Source organism: Leeuwenhoekiella sp. H156, from assembly GCF_052218455.1.
GTDB lineage: Bacteria > Bacteroidota > Bacteroidia > Flavobacteriales > Flavobacteriaceae > Leeuwenhoekiella > Leeuwenhoekiella parthenopeia.
On record NZ_CP197499.1, the window covers coordinates 1,549,923 to 1,571,307 of the forward strand.

The following is a 21,385-nucleotide window of genomic DNA, read 5'->3' on the forward strand; positions in this document are numbered from 1 at the left end:
AAAAAAGCGCTTAATTCAAATGAACTAAGCGCTTTTCTATTTTTAGATTATTTCAGCTTAATCTGCCAAAACAATTACTTTATTATCTTTCATTTCTACAGTACCCGATTTGATCGCTAAGGTGATTTCATCGGCTTCCTTTCCGGCAGAAAAGTGTTTTCTCGCCTTATCAGAAAGCTTGGCTCCTTTTACTCTCACAATACCTTCTTCTAAAAGCGATACGATGGCTGCGTGATTGTCGAGGAGTTGAAACGCTCCGTCAGTACCGGGAACGGTTACTGAAGTAGCCTCACCACTGTACAAAGTTGCTTCGGGACTTACTATTTCTAAATGCATAAAATTATCCTTCTTTTTCTTTTCCGCGCAGGCGGAAAACTATTCAAAATAACTGATGAGATTTCCGCCTTCGCGGAAATGAAAACAATAGTTCGATTTACGCTTCCGCAAGCATTTTCTCTCCGGCTTCGATAGCTTCTTCAATGGTACCTTTGAGGTTGAAGGCAGCTTCAGGAAGATGATCAAGCTCACCATCCATAATCATATTAAAACCTTTGATGGTTTCTTTAATATCAACCAAAACTCCGGGGATACCGGTAAACTGCTCTGCTACGTGGAACGGCTGAGATAAGAAACGTTGTACACGACGTGCACGGCTTACCGCAAGCTTATCTTCCTCAGAAAGTTCTTCCATACCAAGAATCGCGATGATATCCTGTAATTCTTTATAACGCTGTAACAGCTCTTTTACGCGCTGAGCACAATCGTAATGTTCTTTACCTAAAATATCTGCTGTAAGAATACGTGAAGTAGAATCCAGCGGATCTACCGCAGGATAAATACCAAGCTCAGCAATCTTACGTGAAAGTACGGTAGTCGCATCAAGGTGGGCAAAGGTTGTAGCCGGTGCCGGGTCAGTAAGGTCATCCGCAGGTACATAAACTGCCTGTACCGATGTAATAGAACCTTTTTTAGTTGATGTAATACGTTCCTGCATCGCACCCATTTCGGTTGCAAGTGTAGGCTGATAACCTACAGCAGAAGGCATACGACCTAGAAGTGCCGATACCTCAGAACCTGCCTGAGTAAAACGGAAAATGTTATCTACGAAGAACAGTACGTCTTTACCTTGAGCATCTCCTGCCCCATCACGGAAGTACTCAGCAATAGTAAGACCGGAAAGCGCCACACGAGCACGTGCTCCGGGTGGTTCGTTCATCTGACCGAATACGAAAGTAGCCTTAGACTCTTTCATAACCGCTTTATCTACTTTAGAAAGATCCCATCCGCCTTCTTCCATAGAATGCATAAAGTCTTTACCGTATTTGATAATACCAGACTCTAGCATCTCACGAAGCAGGTCGTTACCCTCACGGGTACGCTCACCTACACCGGCAAATACAGAAAGACCTCCGTGACCTTTTGCAATATTGTTAATTAACTCCTGGATCAATACGGTTTTACCAACACCAGCACCACCAAACAGACCAATTTTACCCCCTTTTGCGTAAGGCTCAATCAGGTCGATTACTTTGATACCTGTAAATAAAACTTCTGTAGAAGTCGATAAATCTTCAAATTTTGGAGCCTCGCGGTGAATAGGAAGACCATTTTTTCCTGTTTTAGGAAGGTTACCTATACCGTCAATAGCATCACCAATTACATTAAATAGACGACCGTAAACCTCATCACCAATAGGCATTTGAATAGGCGATCCGGTAGAAACAACCTCTGTACCTCTGCTCAAACCATCAGCAGAATCCATCGCGATGGTTCTTACTGTGCTTTCACCCACGTGAGACTGTACTTCAAGAACCAAAAGGCTTCCGTCTGCTTTAGTAATTTCAAGCGAATCATAAATTTTAGGGAGATCTGCATTATTTGCAAACTCTACATCTACAACAGGGCCTATAATTTGGGCAACTTTACCTGTAACTTTTGACATTCTTAACTATTTAATGTTTAGCGAAATATGTAGCCGAAAAAAATGAAATTCATAAAAATTAATCTGCTTTTTTTCGTCGTGCAAAGATAGTTTTTAATCTTTAAAAACCTAAAAGACTTTTAGTGAATTTATAAGCCAAAAATGTTTACCCTCAAAACCTGCCTCCCAAACTAAAAAAAGACCATCATTGATGGTCTTCCGTATTCTAAATGAGGCCTTTTACTCAACCGTGACCGACTTGGCCAGGTTACGTGGCTGGTCAACATTTTTGCCCAGCATTACTGCAATGTGATAAGACAGTAACTGCAATGGTATTGTGGTAAGCAGCGGTGACATCGAGTCCATCACTTCGGGAACTTCGATCACATGATCTGCCAGTTCCTTTACCGTCACGTCTCCCTTGGTCACAATCGCGATAATTTTACCTTTTCGGCTTTTGATCTCCTGAATGTTACTTACAATCTTATCGTAATGCCCGCGACGGGTTGCAATCACCACAACCGGCATCTGTTCGTCAATAAGCGCAATAGGACCGTGCTTCATTTCGGCAGCCGGGTAACCTTCTGCGTGTATATAGGAAATTTCTTTAAGCTTCAACGCTCCTTCCAGTGCCACCGGGAAATTAAATCCACGTCCCAGATACAGGCAGTTGGAGGCATCTTTGTAAACCTCGGCTATCTTCCTGACGTGCTCGTTATTCTTCAGCGCTTCTTCTACCTTTTCAGGAATCAAACGCAATTCTTCGAGATGCATATGAAAGTCGGAAGTAGAAATCTTGCCTTTTGCTTTAGCGATTTTCAGTCCCAAAAGGGTTAAAACTGTAATCTGAGTGGTGAAAGCTTTGGTCGAAGCCACACCAATTTCAGGCCCTGCGTGGGTATAAGCGCCCGCGTGTGCTTCTCTGGAAATCGAAGATCCCACAACATTACACACTCCAAACACAAAAGCCCCATGTTCTTTGGCCAGTTTCATTGCTGCCATGGTGTCTGCAGTTTCTCCGCTCTGAGAGATTGCTATGACCACATCGTCTTTTTCAATTACCGGATTGCGGTATCTAAACTCTGAAGCATATTCTACCTCAACCGGAACACGCACCAGCTCTTCAATAATGTATTCTGCAACCAGACCGGCATGCCAGGATGTACCACAAGCCAGAATAACCAGACGTTTTGCATTTAAAAATTTATCGATATGATCGTCAACACCGGCCATTTTGATAATGCCTTTGTGCTCGCGCATACGCCCTCTAAAGGTATCGCGTATGGCCTGCGGCTGCTCGTAAATTTCCTTGAGCATGAAATGCGGATAACCGCCTTTTTCTATCTGCTCCAGATTGAGTTTTAGCTCCTGAATATACGGCTGGCTCACCAACGCATCATCCTGAATATTAAATACCTTAACCTCACGACCCCGGCGCACAACAGCCATCTCGCCATCTTCAAGATACAGCGCATTTTGGGTATATTCAATGAAAGGAGAGGCATCTGAGGCGATGAAAAACTCGTCTTCGCCAATGCCAATAGCAAGCGGACTCCCTAAACGGGCGACCACAATTTCGTTAGGCTTTTTCTTATCAAAAACAGCGATGGCGTAAGCTCCTACGGTTTCATTTAATGCGATTTGTACCGCCTTGCCCAGCTTTACGTTTTGTTTGATCTGAACGTCTTCAATAAGGTTTACTAAAACTTCGGTATCCGTTTCTGATGTAAAGGTGTAACCGCGCTTGGTAAGTTCTTTTTTAATCGCATCATAATTCTCAATGATTCCGTTGTGAATAATCACCAGATCACCGGAATTTGAATAATGGGGATGTGAATTTATGTCGTTAGGCACACCGTGAGTTGCCCAGCGTGTGTGACCTATTCCTAAAGTCCCTTTGGTAATGCCTGCCTGCTCCGCTTTTTTCCTAAGATCTTCAACTTTACCTTTGGTTTTGCAAAGCGAAATCTGCTCTCCATCATAAATCGCAATACCTGCACTATCATAACCCCGGTACTCTAAACGCTGTAAGCCTTTGAGAACAATGGGATACGCCTGTCTGTGACCTATGTAACCTACAATACCACACATAAACTATTGATTTGAAACTTCAGCATAAAAAATTCTAAGCTTGAGCTTTTGTGACTCAGGCACATTAGCTCCCGTACCGTACAACACTGTACCTTGCTGAGAGATGATTGAAGTAAAAGGCAAGCGGTTAGGCCGGTCTTCATCAGTAGTATTCTCAATCATTCCGGTTCCTGTAAAAATCAGATTTTGACTTACTACAATTCCCAGTTTGGTTGCCGGATTTTCGTTATCAGGATTGAGTAATCCCTTAACGTGTTCGGTAATACGTATTCTGTAACTTCTATCGCCATTATCGCGTTCTCTCAAGGGGCCCAAATGTGAAGTGCCTACTGCCGCAACTACTCCCTGTGAGCTTACAGAAGCATCAGCGTTATAGTCTGCCAATGGCTGATTGGTCTCCAGATTATAGATATAAATACGGGGAGCAATTTGTACTGCGACATTATTTGTAAACGCGTTTATCAAATCGTCATTCACAAAGAATTCGAGATTGGCCTCCCTGATAATGCGCTGTTTTGAACGCTCGGTTTCCAATACGTCTGAAATCCCGTCGTCATCAGAATCAGGACCCCCAAACAATTCAATCACCGCCATACTGCCCTGACCTCCTTTTAGCAAGAGGTTGTCATCGCCTTCGGTTGTATTAATGGTGCCAACCTCTGCTTCAACTTCTGCTTTAAAATCATTTTGATAACCGATAACCGAATTCCCTTCAAAATTTATTCGAACTGAAGATTCCTCGCGATCGGTATCAGGTCCCGATTTATACTTTATGGTAATGCCCGAATTAGCGCGGTCAAACAAAAAGTAGTTTCCGGTACCTCCTATAGATTCCGCTTTCAGATAAATTCCTCTAAAGTAATTTCGGAAACTGTTTGAATTAAAAAGCGCATCACTTCCCTCCTGATCAAAAATTGCCTGTTTCCAAAAATCCTTTGTATTCTGATCGGTTAATTTGAGGCGCAAGCGCGGACTCACCAAAGTGGTGTCTACAGTACCCGTTGATCCTTCAGCAACATTAGGTACAGCCTCATCAGAAGGAACTAAACTATTAACTTCAAAAAGGATTCTGTCTTCAATGCCTGAAAATTGCTGTAAGTCATTCGAATAATAGACCGCACTTTCTGTAAAGTCCGGCGGAGCTGTTTCGCTTAAAAAATACTTAGAACGATAAGCCGTAAGCTTAATCGGGTTGTTGCCATAAACCGAATCTAAGCTATACTCAGTTTCGTTTTCTGCATTTATGCTTGAGGTACTGTAATACGTTATATCTATTAATACCGTATCTATAACGGGATTTTCACCAAAACTGGGGTTATAGCTGGTTAAACCTACCTGCGTAAGATAAGATGCCGTGGTATTACCATAAATGGTGTCCTGATAAAAACCAAGAGCTCCGGCAGAAAGTCCGTTAGTCTGAACACCGCTTCCGTTAAAGAAAGGACGGTTATAGGCGACTACATCTAATTCTGAACTTTCGGAGGTAAAATTGGAGGCATTTACAAGGCCATTACCCACTTCCTGAAAATCATCCTGACAAGATACCAGTATAAAAAGAAACATTAGAGAACCCAATGTTCTCGACAGCACGGTATTCAATTTCATTCGTTTTTTGTTTTAATCTAGCACTTTAGTCGTGTAGAATTCTTCATAAGCCTGGGCAAATTCCTCTTTTTTCTTGAAGGGTAGCACAGGGATTTTTGTCACATTTAAATACTTGGCCAACTCCTCATCAAGATTTGCCGAACCAATAATCGCAGCATCCGAATTTTTAACCGCTACTTTCATCAAATTAACGTAGGTAGGTTTTTCTAATTCTGAAATATCGCCTTTGTCGATCCCATCAAAAGCAATCTTATCTATAAGCTGCTCATTTAACGTGTCATCAAAACCTGTATTGTAAACCGATGTTACAATCTTGCTTTGTTTAAAGAGGGGCTCACTTGCATAGTACTGCTTCAGGTATAACGGAAGCAAAGATGCCAGCCAGCCGTGAACATGAATGATATCTGGAGCCCAGTTTAGTTTTTTCACCGTTTCGACCACTCCTTTTGCAAAAAATATCGCCCGCTCATCATTATCAGGAAATAAATTTCCATCCTCATCTGTAAACGTAGCCTTTCGCTTAAAATACTCCTCATTATCAATAAAATAAACCTGAATACGCTCTTTAGGTATTGAGGCGACTTTAATGATAAGCGGCATGTCAAAGTCATTTATGACAAGATTCATTCCAGATAAACGTATCACTTCGTGAAGTTGGTGACGTCTCTCATTGATATTGCCGTATCTGGGCATAAAAATCCTGATTTGACCTCCTTTGCTATTTACCATTTGAGGTACTTCGAAAGACATGGATGCGATTTCAGTCTCTGGTAAATACGGTATAACTTCAGATGATACGTACAATATCCTCTTATCTTTCATAAATGTGCTTCTAAGTTTCTGTTACGGCTAAAAAACACGCAAAATTACGAAAATTTATGCAGATTGCCAGTAATATAGTAATTTTGCCGCCTGTTAAATTAGTCCGGATGCACGTATACACTCATAGACCGCAAATTTCTGCGGCTGTTGCAAATCACAAAAAAAAAGGAGCCAAAGTAGGTTTTGTACCTACCATGGGAGCCCTGCACCGGGGACATGCGAGCCTTTTTGATTTCGCCCAGAAAAACTGTGATCTTGTCGTGGTAAGCATCTTTGTAAACCCCACACAATTTAATAATCCGAAAGATTTAGAAACTTATCCGCGCGATTTACAGGCTGATTTAGCGTTTTTAGAAGGTATAAATCCCAACATTCTTGTTTTTGCGCCGAGCACTACAACGATATACGGCGAAAATGTGAGTGCATTGGATTTTGATTTTGACGGTCTTGACGCGGTTATGGAAGGTGCTTTTAGACCCGGTCATTTTGAAGGCGTGGCAACCGTCCTGAAATACCTTTTTGAGATTGTAAATCCCGATATGGCTTTTTTTGGCGAAAAAGATTATCAGCAATTACAAATCATTAAAAAGCTTGTGGAGCTGGAACAAATTCCGGTAGAAATCATAGGTTGTCCCATAAGCAGGCATGATGACGGCCTGGCCGAAAGTTCACGCAACCAAAGACTCTCAAAACAGCATCGGGAAGCCGCCCCTTTCATCTATAAAACCCTGATGCAAGCTAAATCCCTTTTTAACGACAAAAGCACGACCGAAGTAGAAGCTTTTGTTGAAAATGAATTTAAGGGACACGCACTTTTAAATCTGGAATATTTTGAGATCGCCAATGCCAATAGCCTGGCTCACGCGAGCGAAAAGAAAGCAGATGAGCAATACCGCGCTTTTATAGCTGCCTTTGCAGATGAGGTACGCCTTATTGATAATATCGCCCTAAATTAAAAACCCTATTTTTACATCATGTTAGTTAACGTTGTAAAGTCAAAAATTCACCGCGTCAAAGTAACCGGCGCTGAACTCCATTATATAGGAAGCATTACCATTGACGAAGATTTAATGGATGCTGCCGGTATTATTGAAGGGGAACGCGTTCAAATCGTAAATGTCACCAACGGCGAGCGTCTGGAAACCTACGCCATCCCTGGACCCCGTAAAAGCGGCGAGGTTACCCTCAATGGGGCTGCAGCCCGCAAAGTAGCAAAAGGGGACACGCTTATTCTTATAGTTTACGCTTTCATGGAACTTGAAGAAGCCAAAGCATTTAAACCTTCTCTGGTTTTTCCTGACGAAGAAACAAACCTGCTTAAATAACCTGACTTCCTTTTAAAATTGAGTAAAAAATCCCTGATTAAACTTTTAAAAATCATACTCCCGCTTGGGATTGGGATTTTTCTTATTTACTACTCCTTAAGTTCTGCCACTCCTCAGGAACGGGCTACGCTCTGGGAAAATATTAAACTGGCCAATCCCTGGTATGTTTTGCTCTCTCTGTTTTTTGGGGTTTTGAGCCATTTATCACGCGCCTACCGCTGGAAATACCTGCTCGAACCTATGGGATACCAGACAGGACTTGCCAATAGATTTATGGCCGTGATGTCCGCCTACCTTGCAAATCTGGGTATTCCACGTAGTGGGGAGTTTTTAAGAGGCGCTTTGATGACCACTTACGAAGAAGTTCCTTTTGAAAAGGCATTTGGCACCATCATTTCAGAGCGTCTGGCAGACTTTATTATGTTGCTTTCGTTAGTCGCCATTGCCTTGATATCTCAAACCGATCTGCTTCTTCAGTATTTCGCAGAGCGGAATATAAACCCACTCTACACCTTAATTGTTCTGGTCGCTCTCGTGGCTATGATTTTCATTGGTTTCAGACTTATCAAACGTGCAAAAAGCGGAATCCTGCTCAGGATAAAAAACATTGCTGCCGGTCTGGTTGAAGGCATGCTGAGTATTTTAAAAATGAAGCAGAAATGGGCTTTTATAGCGCATACGCTATTTATCTGGGTGATGTATGTCGCCATGTTCTGGATCATTAAATTTACCATCCCCGAGATCGCAGCGGCACCTTTTAGCGTGATCCTCGCGGCATTTATCATCGGTTCGTTTTCCATTTCGGTGACCAACGGCGGGATTGGGGTTTACCCTATTGCCATAGGTGCCCTGTTTGTATTTTTTGGTTTCAGCAAAGAAGGCGGAGAGGCCTTTGGCTGGATCATCTGGGGATCTCAGACCCTGCTGGTTGTGGTTCTTGGCGCCCTGTCCTTTTTACTTTTGCCTTTGCTCAATCGCAACCGCTAATTCTGCGGCCACAAAACTTTAGAGGTAGCTTCGGTTTTTATCGCTAAATTCACGCTACCTAAAATCTACCTCAAATGAAAACTATTACCTACTTCCTGCTGTTTCTGGCATTCAGCAGTCAGGCACAGGTGCTTTATGAAAGCGTGCCTTCTTCTTCCCTTCGGGAACCGCGAAATGTAAAAATTCAGCTTCCGCGTAATTATGAGCAAAACAAAGACAAAAGTTATCCCGTAATTCTGGTACTTGACGGCGACTATCTATTTGAGCCCGTTGCCGGCAGTGCAGATTATTACGGTTACTGGGAAGATATGCCTCAGGCCATTGTGGTGGGCGTGATGCAGCCCGACCGTATGGCCGACACCTATTACAGCGACGAAAACTTTTTGCCCGCAGAGACCGGAGCCGCTTTTTTTGAATTTCTAGGAATGGATCTTTTTCCGTGGCTGAGTAAAAAATACCGCCTGGCTCCTTTTAATGTGGTCGTGGGCCATGACGTGACGGCAGCATTCAGCAATTACTATTTAATGAAAAGTCCGCCGCTGTTTAACGCCTACATTTCATTAAGCCCCGATTTTACACCCGAAATGACTAACCGCCTTTTGCCTGTTTTTCAGAATACCGAAAGTCAGCTCTTTTATTACCAGGCCACCGGCAGTGAGGATATCGAAGATTTACGGGAGCGTATTTTGGCCTTTGATCAGGAATTAAAAGCTGTACAGAATGATAAATTTCATTATTATTTTGACAATTTTGAAAACGCCTCGCATTATTCGCTCGCAGGACGAGCCATACCCAATGCTCTGGAAAAGGTGTTTTCGGTTTACCGCCCCATAAGCAAAAAGGAGTTTAATGAAGTAATCTTAAAGACCGAGTCGCCTTATGAATACCTGATAAAAAAATATGAGACCGTACAAAATCTCTTTGGTCTCAATGATCAGATTCGGGTAAATGACTTTATCGCTATTGCGGCCGCTCTGGAGAAAAATGCAGACTGGGAAGGCTTTGAAAACCTGGGCAAACTGGCCCGTAAGGAATACCCCGAAACCATTTTGGGCGCGTATTATCTGGGAAGAGCACTTGAAGGTCAGGGCGAACCCAAAAAAGCGATGCGTACCTATGAGAGTGCCCTGGTGCTTAAAGAGGTGGGGAATATTAATAAAGATTTACTCATGATGCGTGCCCAGCGCATAAAAGATGATTTTGGATATTAATGGCTAAAGTAAAAACTACCTTTTTCTGTCAAAACTGCGGTGCCCAATATGCCAAATGGCAGGGGCAGTGCAACTCCTGTAAGGAATGGAACACCATAGCAGAAGAAGTCGTTCAAAAAGCAGAAAAAACAGGCTGGAAAGCCGAAACACCTACAGCGAAACGCGTAGCCAAACCCCAGCGTATTCAGGAGATTGACACCACACGGGACGCCAGGCTCAATACTAAAAACAATGAGCTCAACCGGGTACTCGGCGGCGGCCTCGTGCCGGGTTCGCTAACCTTGCTGGGCGGAGAACCGGGCATTGGTAAAAGCACGCTGATGCTTCAGATTGCGTTGATGCTGCCCTATAAAACGCTTTATGTTTCAGGGGAAGAAAGTGCCCAGCAGATTAAAATGCGAGCCGAACGCATCAATGCTGAAGCCGAAAATTGTTTTATCCTTACGGAAACCAAAACCCAGAATATCTTTAAACAGATCGAAGCCGTAGAGCCTGATATTGTCATTATCGATTCCATTCAAACCCTGCACAGCGATTATATTGAGAGCGGTGCCGGAAGCATTTCGCAAATACGCGAAACCACTACCGAACTCATCAAATTTGCCAAAGAAACCGCTACTCCGGTTATTTTAATCGGTCATATTACCAAAGACGGAAACATCGCCGGACCCAAAATCCTGGAGCATATGGTGGATACCGTACTGCAGTTTGAAGGCGACCGCAATCACGTGTACCGCATTTTAAGAGCGCATAAAAACCGTTTTGGGTCAACCAATGAATTGGGTATTTATGAGATGCAGGGCAGCGGCTTACGGGAAGTCTCCAATCCATCTGAGATTTTAATCTCCAAAAATGATGAGGAATTAAGCGGGACGGCCATAGCTGCCACCTTAGAGGGCATGCGCCCGCTGATGATTGAGATACAGGCTTTGGTGAGTACCGCGGTCTACGGCACGCCGCAGCGCAGCGCAACGGGTTATAATGCCAAGCGGCTCAATATGATCCTTGCGGTGCTTGAAAAACGTGCGGGATTCAGACTTGGGGCGAAAGATGTCTTTTTAAATATCACCGGTGGAATATCGGTTGACGATACCGCTATTGATCTGGCAGTAGTGGCTGCAATTCTCTCTAGCAATGAAGATATTGCTGTTGCAAAAGACATCTGTTTTGCGGCAGAAATCGGACTTGCCGGAGAAATAAGACCCGTCACCCGCGTAGAGCAACGTATTCTGGAAGCTGAAAAATTAGGCTTCGGTACGATTATGATTTCTAAATACTGCAAAATCCCGAAAAACAACTACGGCATCAACATCGTGAAAGTCGCGAAGATGAATGATGTGGTGGAGTGGTTGTTTGGGTAAGTTTAAGTAAAACAAAAGACCTCACAGGTTTTAAAAACCTGTGAGGTCTAATTCTATAATTTCCGCTTTGCGAAAAAAAATTATCCTTTGCTTACTGCGCTTAAGTACTCGCGGTTCATACGGGCGATGTTTTCTAAAGAAATCCCTTTAGGACATTCCACCTCGCAGGCCCCGGTGTTAGTACAGTTACCAAAACCTTCCAAATCCATCTGACGTACCATATTTTGTACACGCTCGGTTGCCTCAACTTCTCCTTGTGGTAATAAGGCAAACTGAGATACCTTAGCCGATGTAAACAACATAGCCGAAGCATTCTTACAAGCCGCCACACAAGCTCCACAACCTATACAGGTTGCAGCATAGAACGAGTCGTCTGCATTTTGTTTTTCGATGGGTATTGCGTTTGCATCAACGGTGTTTCCTGAAGTATTTACAGAAATATAACCACCCGCCTGCTGTATACGGTCAAAAGCAGAACGATCTACAATCAAATCCTGGATCACCGGAAATGCCGTTGCTCTAAAAGGCTCGATAGTAATGGTGTCTCCATCATTAAACTTGCGCATATGCAACTGGCAGGTCGTAACCAAACGATCCGGACCGTGTGGCTCCCCGTTGATTTGCAGCGAACAGCTACCACAAATTCCCTCACGGCAATCGTGATCAAATTCAACCGGCACTTCACCTTTATTAATCAAATCTTCATTAAGCACATCAAGCATTTCAAGAAAAGACATATCTCCGTCAATCCCATCAATCTGATAGGTTTTCATCGCTCCTTTTGCCTTAGCGCTTTCCTGACGCCATATTTTGAGTGTTAGCTTCATATTTTTAGCTATTTAATTCTTTATTTTCAAGTATCAAACCTTACGAAATCAAGGTTATATAGTTATTAATTATTCAGTTATTTGAGCCTTTTTTATCCTTTAAATACTTTATGTATCCGTTTAAAATTAACAGGCACTTATTAAAACGCTCTTTAAAATCCTGCAAATCATTTTCCTTAATATAATTCTCGTCTATAGCAACAATCATATGGTCTAAGGTTTCATAGAGCGAGCCTCTTGCTATTCTACAAAACTGGATATTCTCTTGATAATGAAATCTCCCAAAGCCTTCAGCTATATTTCCTCCAATAGATCTCGAAGATCTCAGTATCTGATCCCTCAAGTTGTATTTTTCAGAAACAGGAAACTTTATTATCACATTCTTGCTAACGTGATTTCTTAATTTGCGCGCTTCCTGCCAGCAAGCCAACTCTTCAAATGACTTGTAATTACTCAAAATAACTTGATTTCAAATAACCTTATAACTCAATAATTTATTTGTACGAACGAGTCTTAACTTCAATGTTTTCAAAAACCAATTCCTCCTTATGAAGTTTAGCTTCTCTAGGGTTTTCATTGTACTCCCAGGCAGAAACAAAACTGAAATTCTCATCATCACGCAATGCTTCCCCTTCCGGAGTTTGATATTCTTCTCTAAAGTGACCTCCGCAAGACTCGTTACGCGTTAATGCGTCTTTAGCAAACAATTCTCCTAATTCAAGGAAGTCTGCCACTCTTCCGGCTTTCTCAAGCTCCGCATTTTTAGAATCCATCGTTCCGGGTACTTTTACATTTTCCCAGAAATCCTTGCGCAACTCTGCAATCTCATCCATCGCCTCCTGTAATTCTTTGGCATTACGAGACATTCCACATTTATTCCACATGATTTTACCCAATTTTTTGTGGTAATAATCAACGGAATGGGTGCCTTTACCGCTCATCAACTTCGTCATACGATCACGCACATCTTTCTCAGCCTGATCAAACTCGGGAGAATCTGTTGGGATTTTACCGGTACGAATGTCTTTTGAAAGGTAATCTCCTATCGTGTATGGCAATACGAAATACCCATCAGCCAAACCTTGCATCAAAGCCGAAGCTCCCAGACGGTTAGCTCCGTGATCGGAGAAATTGGCCTCACCGGCGGCATAACAACCGGGGATGGTAGTTTGTAAGTTATAATCTACCCAAAGACCTCCCATAGTGTAATGCACCGCAGGGTAAATCATCATTGGGGTTTTGTACGGATCTTCATCAACGATCTTCTCGTACATCTGGAAAAGGTTTCCATATTTATTTTCAACCACAGCTTTACCGTAGTTATAGATTTCCTGATCGGTAGGATTTTGGTTCCCGTGGATTAAAGCTTCTTCTTTTCCGTAGCGGATGATCGCACTCTTGAAATCAAGATATACAGCTTCTCCCGTTTTATTTACACCAAAACCGGCATCGCAACGCTCTTTTGCAGCTCTGGAAGCCACATCACGAGGCACCAGGTTACCAAACGCAGGATAACGACGCTCCAGGTAGTAATCGCGGTCTTCCTCCTTGATTTCGGTAGGTTTTAATTTACCGGCACGTATTGCTTCGGCATCTTCTTTTTTAGCCGGAACCCAGATACGCCCATCGTTACGCAGCGACTCAGACATCAAGGTCAGTTTAGACTGATGATCTCCCGAGACCGGAATACAGGTAGGGTGAATCTGCGTATAGCAGGGGTTTGCAAAGTATGCACCACGACGGTGCGCTCTCCACGCAGCCATCACGTTACTTCCCATCGCATTGGTAGAAAGGAAAAATACGTTACCGTAACCACCGCTGGCCAAAACCACGGCGTGAGCCGAATGCCTTTCGATCGCACCGGTTACCAGGTCGCGGGCAATTATCCCACGCGCCTTGCCATCTACCAGCACTAAATCTAACATCTCGTGACGGTTAAACGGCTGAATCTTACCCCGGTTAATCTGACGGTTCATCGCAGAATAGGCTCCTAAAAGCAACTGCTGACCGGTTTGTCCTTTCGCATAAAAAGTTCTGGAAACCAAAACCCCACCAAAAGAACGGTTGTCAAGCAACCCACCGTATTCGCGGGCAAAAGGGACACCCTGTGCCACGCACTGGTCAATAATATTTGAAGAAACTTCAGCAAGGCGATACACGTTTGCTTCGCGCGAACGGTAGTCACCCCCTTTTATCGTATCGTAGAATAAACGGTAGTTTGAATCCCCGTCTCCCTGATAGTTTTTTGCCGCATTGATACCTCCCTGTGCCGCAATAGAGTGCGCACGACGTGGAGAATCCTGATAGCAAAATGTTTTAACGTTGTAGCCCAATTCTGCCAGTGTAGCAGCAGCACTACCTCCCGCAAGACCCGTCCCAACTACGATAACATCAATGTTACGCTTGTTTGCCGGGTTAACGAGATTAATATCGTTTTTATGTTTAGTCCACTTTTGAGCAAGTGGTCCGTCTGGTATATTTGATTTTAATTCTGACATGGTCTAGTGATTAAAATGGTGAAACAACGCGATGAAAATAAAACCTGCAGGAATGGCGATTGCATAAACCTTGGCAAACTTCTTTAAGCCGGTCGCGTATTTGTTATTAAAGCCCACGGATTGAAACGAAGATGCAAAGCCGTGAAACAGGTGCAAAGCCAGAAACACAAATGAAATCACGTAAAAACCGGTACGAAGCGGATCGTGGAATTTCTCTACCAACTCCCCATAATATCGGGTAGCATCTTCCGGATTCGATTCTACATACTTGTGAACCATTTCCGGGAACCAGAAATCATAGAAGTGTAATCCTAAAAATGCAAGCACCACAAGACCGGTATAAATCATATTGCGACTTACCCAGCTGGAGTTTGTATTGCCTTTGTAACTCACATAGCTGATGCTGCGAGCCGAACGGTTGCGGGCTTCAAGAATAAAGCCCATCACAAAGTGGAAAATAACTCCAAAAATCAGTACGGGCTGTAAGATAGCCTGTACCAAAAAGTTGGTGCCCATAAAATGAGACCAGGAGTTAAATGTTTCAGGACTAAAAGTCGAGGTTACATTAATCGTAAAATGCTGACCTAAAAACAATACCAGGAACAAACCTGAAAGTGCCATAGCTACTTTTCGGGCGATAGAAGAGGAAATGATTCCCATTTATTTGCGTTTTTAATTTAGTGAAGCAAAAATACGGCTCAGCGCTTGTTTTCACAAACTTTGAGCCCGCTTTTGGAATGGTTTTAAATAACCTGAAAATTGTTTAAGATTTCTTCCGAAAACCTTTGAAATATGGGCTTCTTGTTAAACACAAAATCTTAAAAAATTCTAAAAATAAATGCTGAAGCTCAACCTATTGAGATCCATTTAGCCGAAAAATCTACCCCTAAATTTTCACGCATCGAATATCAGTCTTCCATGTCGTTTAATTGTATCGCTAAAGCTTTAGTGCTTAATTGAACTTCTATAAACGAAAGGCTTAATGAAATCATCAAAGCAACCAGACTTATCCCGAATACCAGATTGGCTACTATTTTCATTTGGATATAGATCAAAAACATCGTCACTACAGCCAAAATAAAGCTGATGATCGCCATAGCCTGCATCGCCTTAATAATTCCCAAACGTTTACGTAGTTGCTTGATTTGCTTTTTTACCGGACTTGAAGAATGATTTTGATACTGCTTATGCAAATCGCGAATAAGCGCTGCAATAGCCAGATAGCGTGCATTGTAGGCTAACATCGTTAAAGAAATGGCCGGAAACAATAAAGCCGGGATGCTCAGATTTAATTCCATCGTGTTTAAATTAGTCCTCTTCCGGACTGTTAGCGGCAGCCTGCGCAGCATCTCTGCGGCGGTTGCCTTCTTTCACTTCCAGACTGGTGGTTTTTGTATTTCCGTCCAACTTAACCTCTAAGGTGTATTTCCCTGCGGGCAGGTAATACAAGCCGTTATCAGCTTTCTTGATTTTTAGATCTTTAGTTGCTTTCTCGAGTTGGTCTTTACCACTTTCGGTAATACTAAGATCGTAAGGCACATAATTAAAACCTTTATCTACCTTGGCTTCCCAGGACTTAAGTGTTTTTCCTGCTTCAGACTGAATGTTTAGCATTGCAGTTCCGGTAACCGGCGCATAAAAACCGATTTGAATTTCAGGCGTATAGGCCTCACTCCAGGCGCTCCAGCTTCGGCCCCAATTGGTCGAAAAATCTACATCCTCTATTTTGAAAAGCTGTAAAGCTTCGGTCTTGGCGGGATCAAAACTTTGAATATCATTTAAACTGGAAATAAAAATTGAGCGGCCGTGTGTCCCAACCACAAGATCGTTGGCTTCGGTCTGCACCACCATATCGTGTACCGCCACGGCAGGCATACTTCCTTTAAATAACGCCCATGATTTTCCGCTATCAAACGAAACATAGGAAGCTTCATCAGTACCTAAATACAGGATATTCTCTTTTACAGGATCTTCAATAATCACATTTACCGGTGAATCAGGCAGGTTAGCACTAATGTCTTTCCAGGTTTCACCAAAATCTTCACTCACATAAACATAAGGTTTAAAATCGTCGTAACGGTAACCGTTCAGGCTTGCATATACGCGGCTCTTTTTATGTTTGGAAGCCAAAACCGTACTGATCCACAATTCCTGCGGAAGCGTTTCAGAGATGACATCCCAGCTTCCACCGCCATCCTGAGTAACCTGAATGAGTCCGTCATCACTACCGGTGTACAAAAGTCCAAACTGAAAAGGAGATTCACTTATGGTGGTTAGTGTTCCATAAGGCACATTGCCTTTTTTACCGCCCGTGGTCAGATCGGGCGAAATGGCCGTCCAGTCTTTCCCCTGATTCATAGAACGCATCAGTTTGTTTCCGCCCATATACAAAATATCCTGATTGTGCGAGGAAAGCAAGATAGGCGTCTCCCAATTGAAGCGATAGGGCTCTTCGCCCACCGTATGACTGGGTCGAATGAACTCACGGTCGCCGGTTTCCAGATTGATGCGGTTGTAGTAGCCAAACTGGGAACCCACGTAAATGATATCGCTGTTTCTACGGTCTATCTGCACCTGCATGCCGTCGCCACCACCAACCCGCTCGTAGGGATATTTACCTTCTGCCTCCCATTCTTTTGAAGCTTCATAGGTGCTGGGGCCTTTCCAGGTACCGTTATCCTGAAGACCGCCGTACACATTGTAAGGTTTTTCATAATCTACATTAATCGCATAAAACTGACCCAAGGGCATCGAATTCAGCTTAGACCAGGTTTTGCCGCCGTCGTAAGACATATTGAGACCTCCATCATTTCCGTTAATGAGGTGATTCGGTATTTTAGGGTCAATCCACACCACATGATGATCTACGTGTAGATTGGGCTCATCAATATAGCTGAATGTTTTTCCGCCGTCTGTAGATTTTACAATAGGCACACCCACCATATAAAATTCATCAGGATTTTGTGGGTTTACCGTCATTTCTGCGAAAACATAACCGTACGAAAAGAAAAAGTCATCAATATAGCCTTCATGGGTTCGGTTCCAGGTTGTACCGCCGTCTGTAGTTTTAAATACTTCAGCCCCTATCACCTCACCGGCTTCTTCAGTCGCATTGCGATCGTAGGTGTATTTAAAGAAATCGATTGGTTTGAGTTCGTCGCTTTTAACCAGATCTTTAACCTTCTGTACATCGTATTCTCTGGGGAAACGTTTGGTTTGCAGGTAATCTTTCAGCTTTATTTCTTCAATTGCCAAAAATTCGGCTTTGGTCATTTCCTGAAATTGCTCAGGTTCCAACTCGTCTTTCTTCTTATCTTCTTTCTTTTCGTCCGCATCCCTATAATTCTGGTTATCGTGAACCGCATAAACGGTATTGGCATCCACTACAGCAAGACCTATACGCCCGGTGCCTTCTCCCTGCGGAAATGCAGTATCTGCGGTTACCAATTGCCAGGTATCACCGGCGTCTGTAGATTTATAAATGCCTGAATTAACCCCGGCACCTCTGAAATTCCAAGCAGCGCGCTCGCGATCCCAGGATGCCGCGTACATCACACTCGGGTTATCGGGCGCAGCAACGAGACTGATAATCCCTGCCTGATCGCTTACGAATAGTGTTTTGGTCCAGGTTTCGCCACCATTGGTGGTTTTAAATACGCCGCGCTCTTCGTTAGGGGAATACAAATGCCCCAAAGCCGCTACGACTACCACGTCCGGATTGCTTTCCTCTAAAATAATATCGCTGATGTGATGCGAATCGATAAGTCCTTTTTGTTCCCAGGTTTTCCCATCATCGGTACTTTTTAAAATTCCGATCCCGGCATAGGAAGAGCGGGAAGAAATGGTCTCACCGGTTCCTACCCAAATGATGTTTTCATCCCAGTTTATGGCAATATCTCCCACATTTTGGGTGGGCGCTGCATCAAAAACCGACTCAAACGTAATTCCATTATTTACGGTGTGCCAGACTCCGCCGGTGGCATAGCCTACGTAAAACTCGGCGCTGTTTTGTGGATTGACATCAATGTCAACCACCCGGCCACTCATAATCGTAGGACCTACATTTTTTAACGGAATATTTTTTACGATAGATTCCTGAGCAAAGCCGATAAAGGAAGTTAGTAAAATGAGAACAAGAAAAAACGGACGCATATTAAAGTGTGTAAAATTAAGAAGCCCTAAAATACCCTTTTTATGAGGATTGACCTAAATTAAAACATCCCTCCCAACCCTCCCTTCAAAGGAAGGGAATGTAATAGAAAGCCTCCCCTTCGAAGGGGAGGTTGGAGGGGATGTTAGCTACGCTCTTCAATTTCCGACTTGATGGCTGCTATCACACTATTTATATCCTTAAAGACCTGATCATTTGTAAACCGTAAAATTTTAATGCCATACTGCTCTATCTGACCAGCACGATGAGCATCCTCCAAAAATTGAGTGTCGTGAATAGAACCGTCTACCTCAATTGCAAACCCAAGCTCGTGACAATAGAAATCAACAATAAAATCCAGTAAAGGGATTTGTCTGTGAAATTCCACCCCCAGCTTTTTTCGCCTAATCGCATCCCACAGTAGCTTTTCAGCTTCGGTCTGACTCTTCCTCAAAACCCTGGCAAGCTCTTTTAAATCTGATCGGTATGGGATGATTTTATTCGACATAATTAAATTTAGGAAAATTGCTTTTACATCCCTCCCAACCCTCCCTTCAAAGGGAGGGCTCGAAAACTTAAAGTCTCCCCTTTGCCCCGAAGGATCGGGAGGGAGGTTGGAGGGGATGTTCCTCGAATTTCCTGTACCTTTGGAAAAATTCAAATTACTACCATGAAATACGACCCTATAGACCGTAACTTATTTATCAAAAACCGTAAAAATTTTATGGAGGCTATGCAGCCAAATAGTCTTGCGGTGTTTAACAGTAACGATATTTACCCCATAGGTGCAGATAGCACGATGCCTTTTCAGCAGAACCGCGATTTGTTCTTTTTAAGCGGAGTAGATCAGGAGGAAAGCATACTGGTGTTATTCCCTGATTGCCCAAAAGAAAAGCACCGTGAAATCCTGTTTTTAAAGGAAACCAATGATCATATCGCTGTTTGGGAAGGTGAAAAACTTACCAAAGAACGCGCGTATGAAGTAAGCGGTGTAAAAACAGTTTACTGGCTGAAGGAATGGGATAAAATCTTCTACGAACTGATGACTCAGGCCGAAACGCTTTACATCAACACTAACGAGCACTACCGTGCTAACGTTGAAACCGAAACCCGCGAGGCGCGTTTCAACAAAGCCGTAAAAGAACAGTATCCCGCTCACCGCGTGGCAAAAAGCAATCCTATTTTGCAGCGCTTACGCTCGGTTAAAGATCCTATCGAACTCGACATTATGCAGCAGGCCTGCAACATCACCGAAAAAGGATTTAAACGCGTGCTGCAGTTTGTAAAACCCGGCGTGATGGAGTATGAGATTGAAGCCGAATTTATGCACGAATTCCTTAGAAATCGCTCCAGAGGTTTTGCCTATACGCCTATTGTCGCAAGCGGAAACAACGCAAATGTGTTGCATTATATAGTTAATAATGCGGAATGCAAAGCGGGAGATTTGATATTGCTCGATATAGGTGCAGAATATGCCAATTACAGCAGCGATATGACCCGAACCATACCGGTAAGCGGAAGGTTTACAGAGCGTCAAAAAGAAGTTTACAACGCAGTGCTGCGCGTGAAAAAGGAAGCAACCAAAATGTTGGTACCCGGAAATCTTTGGGGGCCCTATCACGAAGAAGTAGGTAAACTCATGACTTCGGAATTACTAGGTCTTGGTCTTCTTGATAAAGCTGATGTTCAAAACGAAAACAAAGACTGGCCGGCTTACAAAAAGTATTTTATGCACGGCACTTCACACCATATTGGTCTGGACACCCACGATTATGGATTGCTGCACGAACCGATGCAATCTAATAATGTTTGGACCGTAGAACCCGGTATTTACATACCCGATGAAGGTTTTGGTATTCGTCTGGAAGATGATGTAGTGATTCAGGAAAGCGGCGAACCATTTAACCTGATGCGCAACATACCACTTGAGGTTGAAGAAATCGAAGACTGGATGAATCGTTAAGTTCAGTTCGTAGTTTGCAGTCGCAGTTCGCAAAAATTATAAAAGCTCCGCAATCAATTAGATCACGGAGCTTTATTTTTTCTACAAAACTTTTGACCTTTTGCTAGGATTTAAAACCAATTAGCCCACGGAATGCGTGTTAGCATTACGATCAATGCAAGGGTATAAAAAATAGCCAGTAATTTAAACTTGGGCTTTGATGTCAGTTTCTTTTTGTGTTTGCTGTAGCCAATCGTTATGAATACTACGGTTACAATCATCGCGAGCGGATGCTCCACAACGTACAACCTCAGATTAGGATCTTTCATTGCAGCACTCATCCCTTCAGAAGCGATGGCTTTAGCGCCTAATGGTGAAACGAAGTAAAGCACGATTCCTATCAGCAACTGAATGTGCGTTACTATCAGTGTAAAAAGTGCAAGACGAAAATCACGGGCGCCAAATTCTTTATTTCCAAAATAGGAAACGATCACATTTATAGTCGTTATGGTAAGTACGATGAGTACAAGATATGCCCAATAGGAGTGTACAAATTGTATGGTGTTATACATGATTTAGTTTTTGGTTTTCAAAGATAACTTTTTGAGGTGAAACCCATGCTTTTAAAAACAGCGGAAACTAAAA

19 protein-coding genes are annotated in these 21,385 nt (G+C 43.0%); 6 read left to right on the forward strand and 13 right to left on the reverse strand.

Annotation, left to right across the window (positions count from 1 at the left end; genetic code table 11):
- Positions 1-57: 57 nt before the first annotated feature.
- From ACSSS3_RS06595 to ACSSS3_RS06615, 5 genes are all read right to left on the reverse strand, one after another.
- Complete coding sequence (locus tag ACSSS3_RS06595; RefSeq protein WP_442846913.1) at positions 58-336, reverse strand: hypothetical protein; 279 nt, start codon at positions 334-336, stop codon at positions 58-60.
- A gap of 97 nt (positions 337-433) precedes the next feature.
- Positions 434-1,942, reverse strand: coding sequence for a F0F1 ATP synthase subunit beta (gene atpD / locus ACSSS3_RS06600; RefSeq protein ID WP_228228859.1), 1,509 nt, complete (start codon positions 1,940-1,942; stop codon positions 434-436).
- 219 nt (positions 1,943-2,161) lie between these two features.
- Positions 2,162-4,012 (reverse strand): glutamine--fructose-6-phosphate transaminase (isomerizing), encoded by a 1,851-nt coding sequence (glmS, locus tag ACSSS3_RS06605; protein WP_228228860.1) that lies wholly within the window; start codon positions 4,010-4,012, stop codon positions 2,162-2,164.
- Positions 4,013-4,015: 3 nt separating this feature from the next.
- Positions 4,016-5,617 carry a DUF4270 domain-containing protein gene (locus tag ACSSS3_RS06610; RefSeq protein ID WP_442846914.1) on the reverse strand — a complete coding sequence of 534 codons (1,602 nt, stop codon included), beginning with the start codon at positions 5,615-5,617 and terminating at the stop codon, positions 4,016-4,018.
- 12 nt (positions 5,618-5,629) lie between these two features.
- Positions 5,630-6,439, reverse strand: coding sequence for a glycogen/starch synthase (locus ACSSS3_RS06615; RefSeq protein ID WP_228228862.1), 810 nt, complete (start codon positions 6,437-6,439; stop codon positions 5,630-5,632).
- A 107-nt stretch (positions 6,440-6,546) separates the two neighbouring features.
- Between ACSSS3_RS06615 and panC the strand changes: the two genes are divergently transcribed.
- From panC to radA, 5 genes are all read left to right on the forward strand, one after another.
- Positions 6,547-7,395: a pantoate--beta-alanine ligase gene (gene panC / locus ACSSS3_RS06620; RefSeq protein WP_442846915.1), complete on the forward strand. Its 849-nt coding sequence runs from the start codon at positions 6,547-6,549 to the stop codon at positions 7,393-7,395.
- A gap of 18 nt (positions 7,396-7,413) precedes the next feature.
- Complete coding sequence (panD, locus tag ACSSS3_RS06625; RefSeq protein ID WP_228228864.1) at positions 7,414-7,764, forward strand: aspartate 1-decarboxylase; 351 nt, start codon at positions 7,414-7,416, stop codon at positions 7,762-7,764.
- Positions 7,765-7,782: 18 nt separating this feature from the next.
- Positions 7,783-8,751, forward strand: a complete 969-nt coding sequence (locus ACSSS3_RS06630; protein WP_442846916.1) for a lysylphosphatidylglycerol synthase transmembrane domain-containing protein — start codon at positions 7,783-7,785, stop codon at positions 8,749-8,751.
- 74 nt (positions 8,752-8,825) lie between these two features.
- Positions 8,826-9,962 carry an alpha/beta hydrolase gene (locus ACSSS3_RS06635; protein ID WP_442846917.1) on the forward strand — a complete coding sequence of 379 codons (1,137 nt, stop codon included), beginning with the start codon at positions 8,826-8,828 and terminating at the stop codon, positions 9,960-9,962.
- Positions 9,962-11,323, forward strand: coding sequence for a DNA repair protein RadA (gene radA, locus ACSSS3_RS06640; RefSeq protein WP_442846918.1), 1,362 nt, complete (start codon positions 9,962-9,964; stop codon positions 11,321-11,323). Before ACSSS3_RS06635 ends, radA begins: the two co-directional genes overlap by 1 nt.
- 80 nt (positions 11,324-11,403) lie before the next feature.
- Here the strand turns inward: radA and ACSSS3_RS06645 are convergent, their stop codons facing one another.
- From ACSSS3_RS06645 to ACSSS3_RS06675, 7 genes are all read right to left on the reverse strand, one after another.
- Positions 11,404-12,150 carry a succinate dehydrogenase/fumarate reductase iron-sulfur subunit gene (locus ACSSS3_RS06645; RefSeq protein ID WP_442846919.1) on the reverse strand — a complete coding sequence of 249 codons (747 nt, stop codon included), beginning with the start codon at positions 12,148-12,150 and terminating at the stop codon, positions 11,404-11,406.
- Between the two features lie 73 nt (positions 12,151-12,223).
- Positions 12,224-12,607 carry a four helix bundle protein gene (locus ACSSS3_RS06650; RefSeq protein WP_442846920.1) on the reverse strand — a complete coding sequence of 128 codons (384 nt, stop codon included), beginning with the start codon at positions 12,605-12,607 and terminating at the stop codon, positions 12,224-12,226.
- 37 nt (positions 12,608-12,644) lie between these two features.
- The gene (locus ACSSS3_RS06655) at positions 12,645-14,648 is read right to left on the reverse strand and encodes a fumarate reductase/succinate dehydrogenase flavoprotein subunit (RefSeq protein WP_442846921.1); all 2,004 of its coding nucleotides are present in this window, start codon (positions 14,646-14,648) and stop codon (positions 12,645-12,647) included.
- 3 nt (positions 14,649-14,651) lie between these two features.
- Positions 14,652-15,308, reverse strand: coding sequence for a succinate dehydrogenase cytochrome b subunit (locus tag ACSSS3_RS06660; protein WP_442846922.1), 657 nt, complete (start codon positions 15,306-15,308; stop codon positions 14,652-14,654).
- Positions 15,309-15,556: 248 nt separating this feature from the next.
- Positions 15,557-15,946 carry a DUF2721 domain-containing protein gene (locus tag ACSSS3_RS06665; RefSeq protein WP_442846923.1) on the reverse strand — a complete coding sequence of 130 codons (390 nt, stop codon included), beginning with the start codon at positions 15,944-15,946 and terminating at the stop codon, positions 15,557-15,559.
- 10 nt (positions 15,947-15,956) lie between these two features.
- Positions 15,957-18,800, reverse strand: a complete 2,844-nt coding sequence (locus tag ACSSS3_RS06670; protein ID WP_442846924.1) for a WD40/YVTN/BNR-like repeat-containing protein — start codon at positions 18,798-18,800, stop codon at positions 15,957-15,959.
- 143 nt (positions 18,801-18,943) lie between these two features.
- Complete coding sequence (locus tag ACSSS3_RS06675) at positions 18,944-19,306, reverse strand: endonuclease domain-containing protein (RefSeq protein ID WP_442846925.1); 363 nt, start codon at positions 19,304-19,306, stop codon at positions 18,944-18,946.
- A 162-nt stretch (positions 19,307-19,468) separates the two neighbouring features.
- On the opposite strand from ACSSS3_RS06675, the gene ACSSS3_RS06680 reads away from it, so the two are divergent.
- Positions 19,469-20,761: an aminopeptidase P family protein gene (locus ACSSS3_RS06680; RefSeq protein ID WP_442846926.1), complete on the forward strand. Its 1,293-nt coding sequence runs from the start codon at positions 19,469-19,471 to the stop codon at positions 20,759-20,761.
- A gap of 110 nt (positions 20,762-20,871) precedes the next feature.
- Here ACSSS3_RS06680 and ACSSS3_RS06685 read toward each other — a convergent pair whose 3' ends face one another.
- Entirely contained in the window at positions 20,872-21,312 is a 441-nt protein-coding gene (locus ACSSS3_RS06685) for a hypothetical protein (protein ID WP_228228873.1), read from the reverse strand.
- Positions 21,313-21,385: the final 73 nt, after the last annotated feature.

Excerpts from the sequence above, each read along its gene's own strand:
- ACSSS3_RS06645 (WP_442846919.1), bottom strand. The coding sequence starts at position 12,150 with ATGAAGCTAACACTCAAAATATGGCGTCAGGAAAGCGCTAAGGCAAAA.
- ACSSS3_RS06610 (WP_442846914.1), bottom strand. The coding sequence starts at position 5,617 with ATGAAATTGAATACCGTGCTGTCGAGAACATTGGGTTCTCTAATGTTT.
- ACSSS3_RS06635 (WP_442846917.1), top strand. The coding sequence starts at position 8,826 with ATGAAAACTATTACCTACTTCCTGCTGTTTCTGGCATTCAGCAGTCAG.
- atpD (WP_228228859.1), bottom strand. The coding sequence starts at position 1,942 with ATGTCAAAAGTTACAGGTAAAGTTGCCCAAATTATAGGCCCTGTTGTA.
- glmS (WP_228228860.1), bottom strand. The coding sequence starts at position 4,012 with ATGTGTGGTATTGTAGGTTACATAGGTCACAGACAGGCGTATCCCATT.
- radA (WP_442846918.1), top strand. The coding sequence starts at position 9,962 with ATGGCTAAAGTAAAAACTACCTTTTTCTGTCAAAACTGCGGTGCCCAA.
- panC (WP_442846915.1), top strand. The coding sequence starts at position 6,547 with ATGCACGTATACACTCATAGACCGCAAATTTCTGCGGCTGTTGCAAAT.
- ACSSS3_RS06685 (WP_228228873.1), bottom strand. The coding sequence starts at position 21,312 with ATGTATAACACCATACAATTTGTACACTCCTATTGGGCATATCTTGTA.
- ACSSS3_RS06675 (WP_442846925.1), bottom strand. The coding sequence starts at position 19,306 with ATGTCGAATAAAATCATCCCATACCGATCAGATTTAAAAGAGCTTGCC.
- panD (WP_228228864.1), top strand. The coding sequence starts at position 7,414 with ATGTTAGTTAACGTTGTAAAGTCAAAAATTCACCGCGTCAAAGTAACC.
- ACSSS3_RS06670 (WP_442846924.1), bottom strand. The coding sequence starts at position 18,800 with ATGCGTCCGTTTTTTCTTGTTCTCATTTTACTAACTTCCTTTATCGGC.
- ACSSS3_RS06615 (WP_228228862.1), bottom strand. The coding sequence starts at position 6,439 with ATGAAAGATAAGAGGATATTGTACGTATCATCTGAAGTTATACCGTAT.
- ACSSS3_RS06655 (WP_442846921.1), bottom strand. The coding sequence starts at position 14,648 with ATGTCAGAATTAAAATCAAATATACCAGACGGACCACTTGCTCAAAAG.
- ACSSS3_RS06665 (WP_442846923.1), bottom strand. The coding sequence starts at position 15,946 with ATGGAATTAAATCTGAGCATCCCGGCTTTATTGTTTCCGGCCATTTCT.
- ACSSS3_RS06595 (WP_442846913.1), bottom strand. The coding sequence starts at position 336 with ATGCATTTAGAAATAGTAAGTCCCGAAGCAACTTTGTACAGTGGTGAG.
- ACSSS3_RS06660 (WP_442846922.1), bottom strand. The coding sequence starts at position 15,308 with ATGGGAATCATTTCCTCTTCTATCGCCCGAAAAGTAGCTATGGCACTT.
- ACSSS3_RS06680 (WP_442846926.1), top strand. The coding sequence starts at position 19,469 with ATGAAATACGACCCTATAGACCGTAACTTATTTATCAAAAACCGTAAA.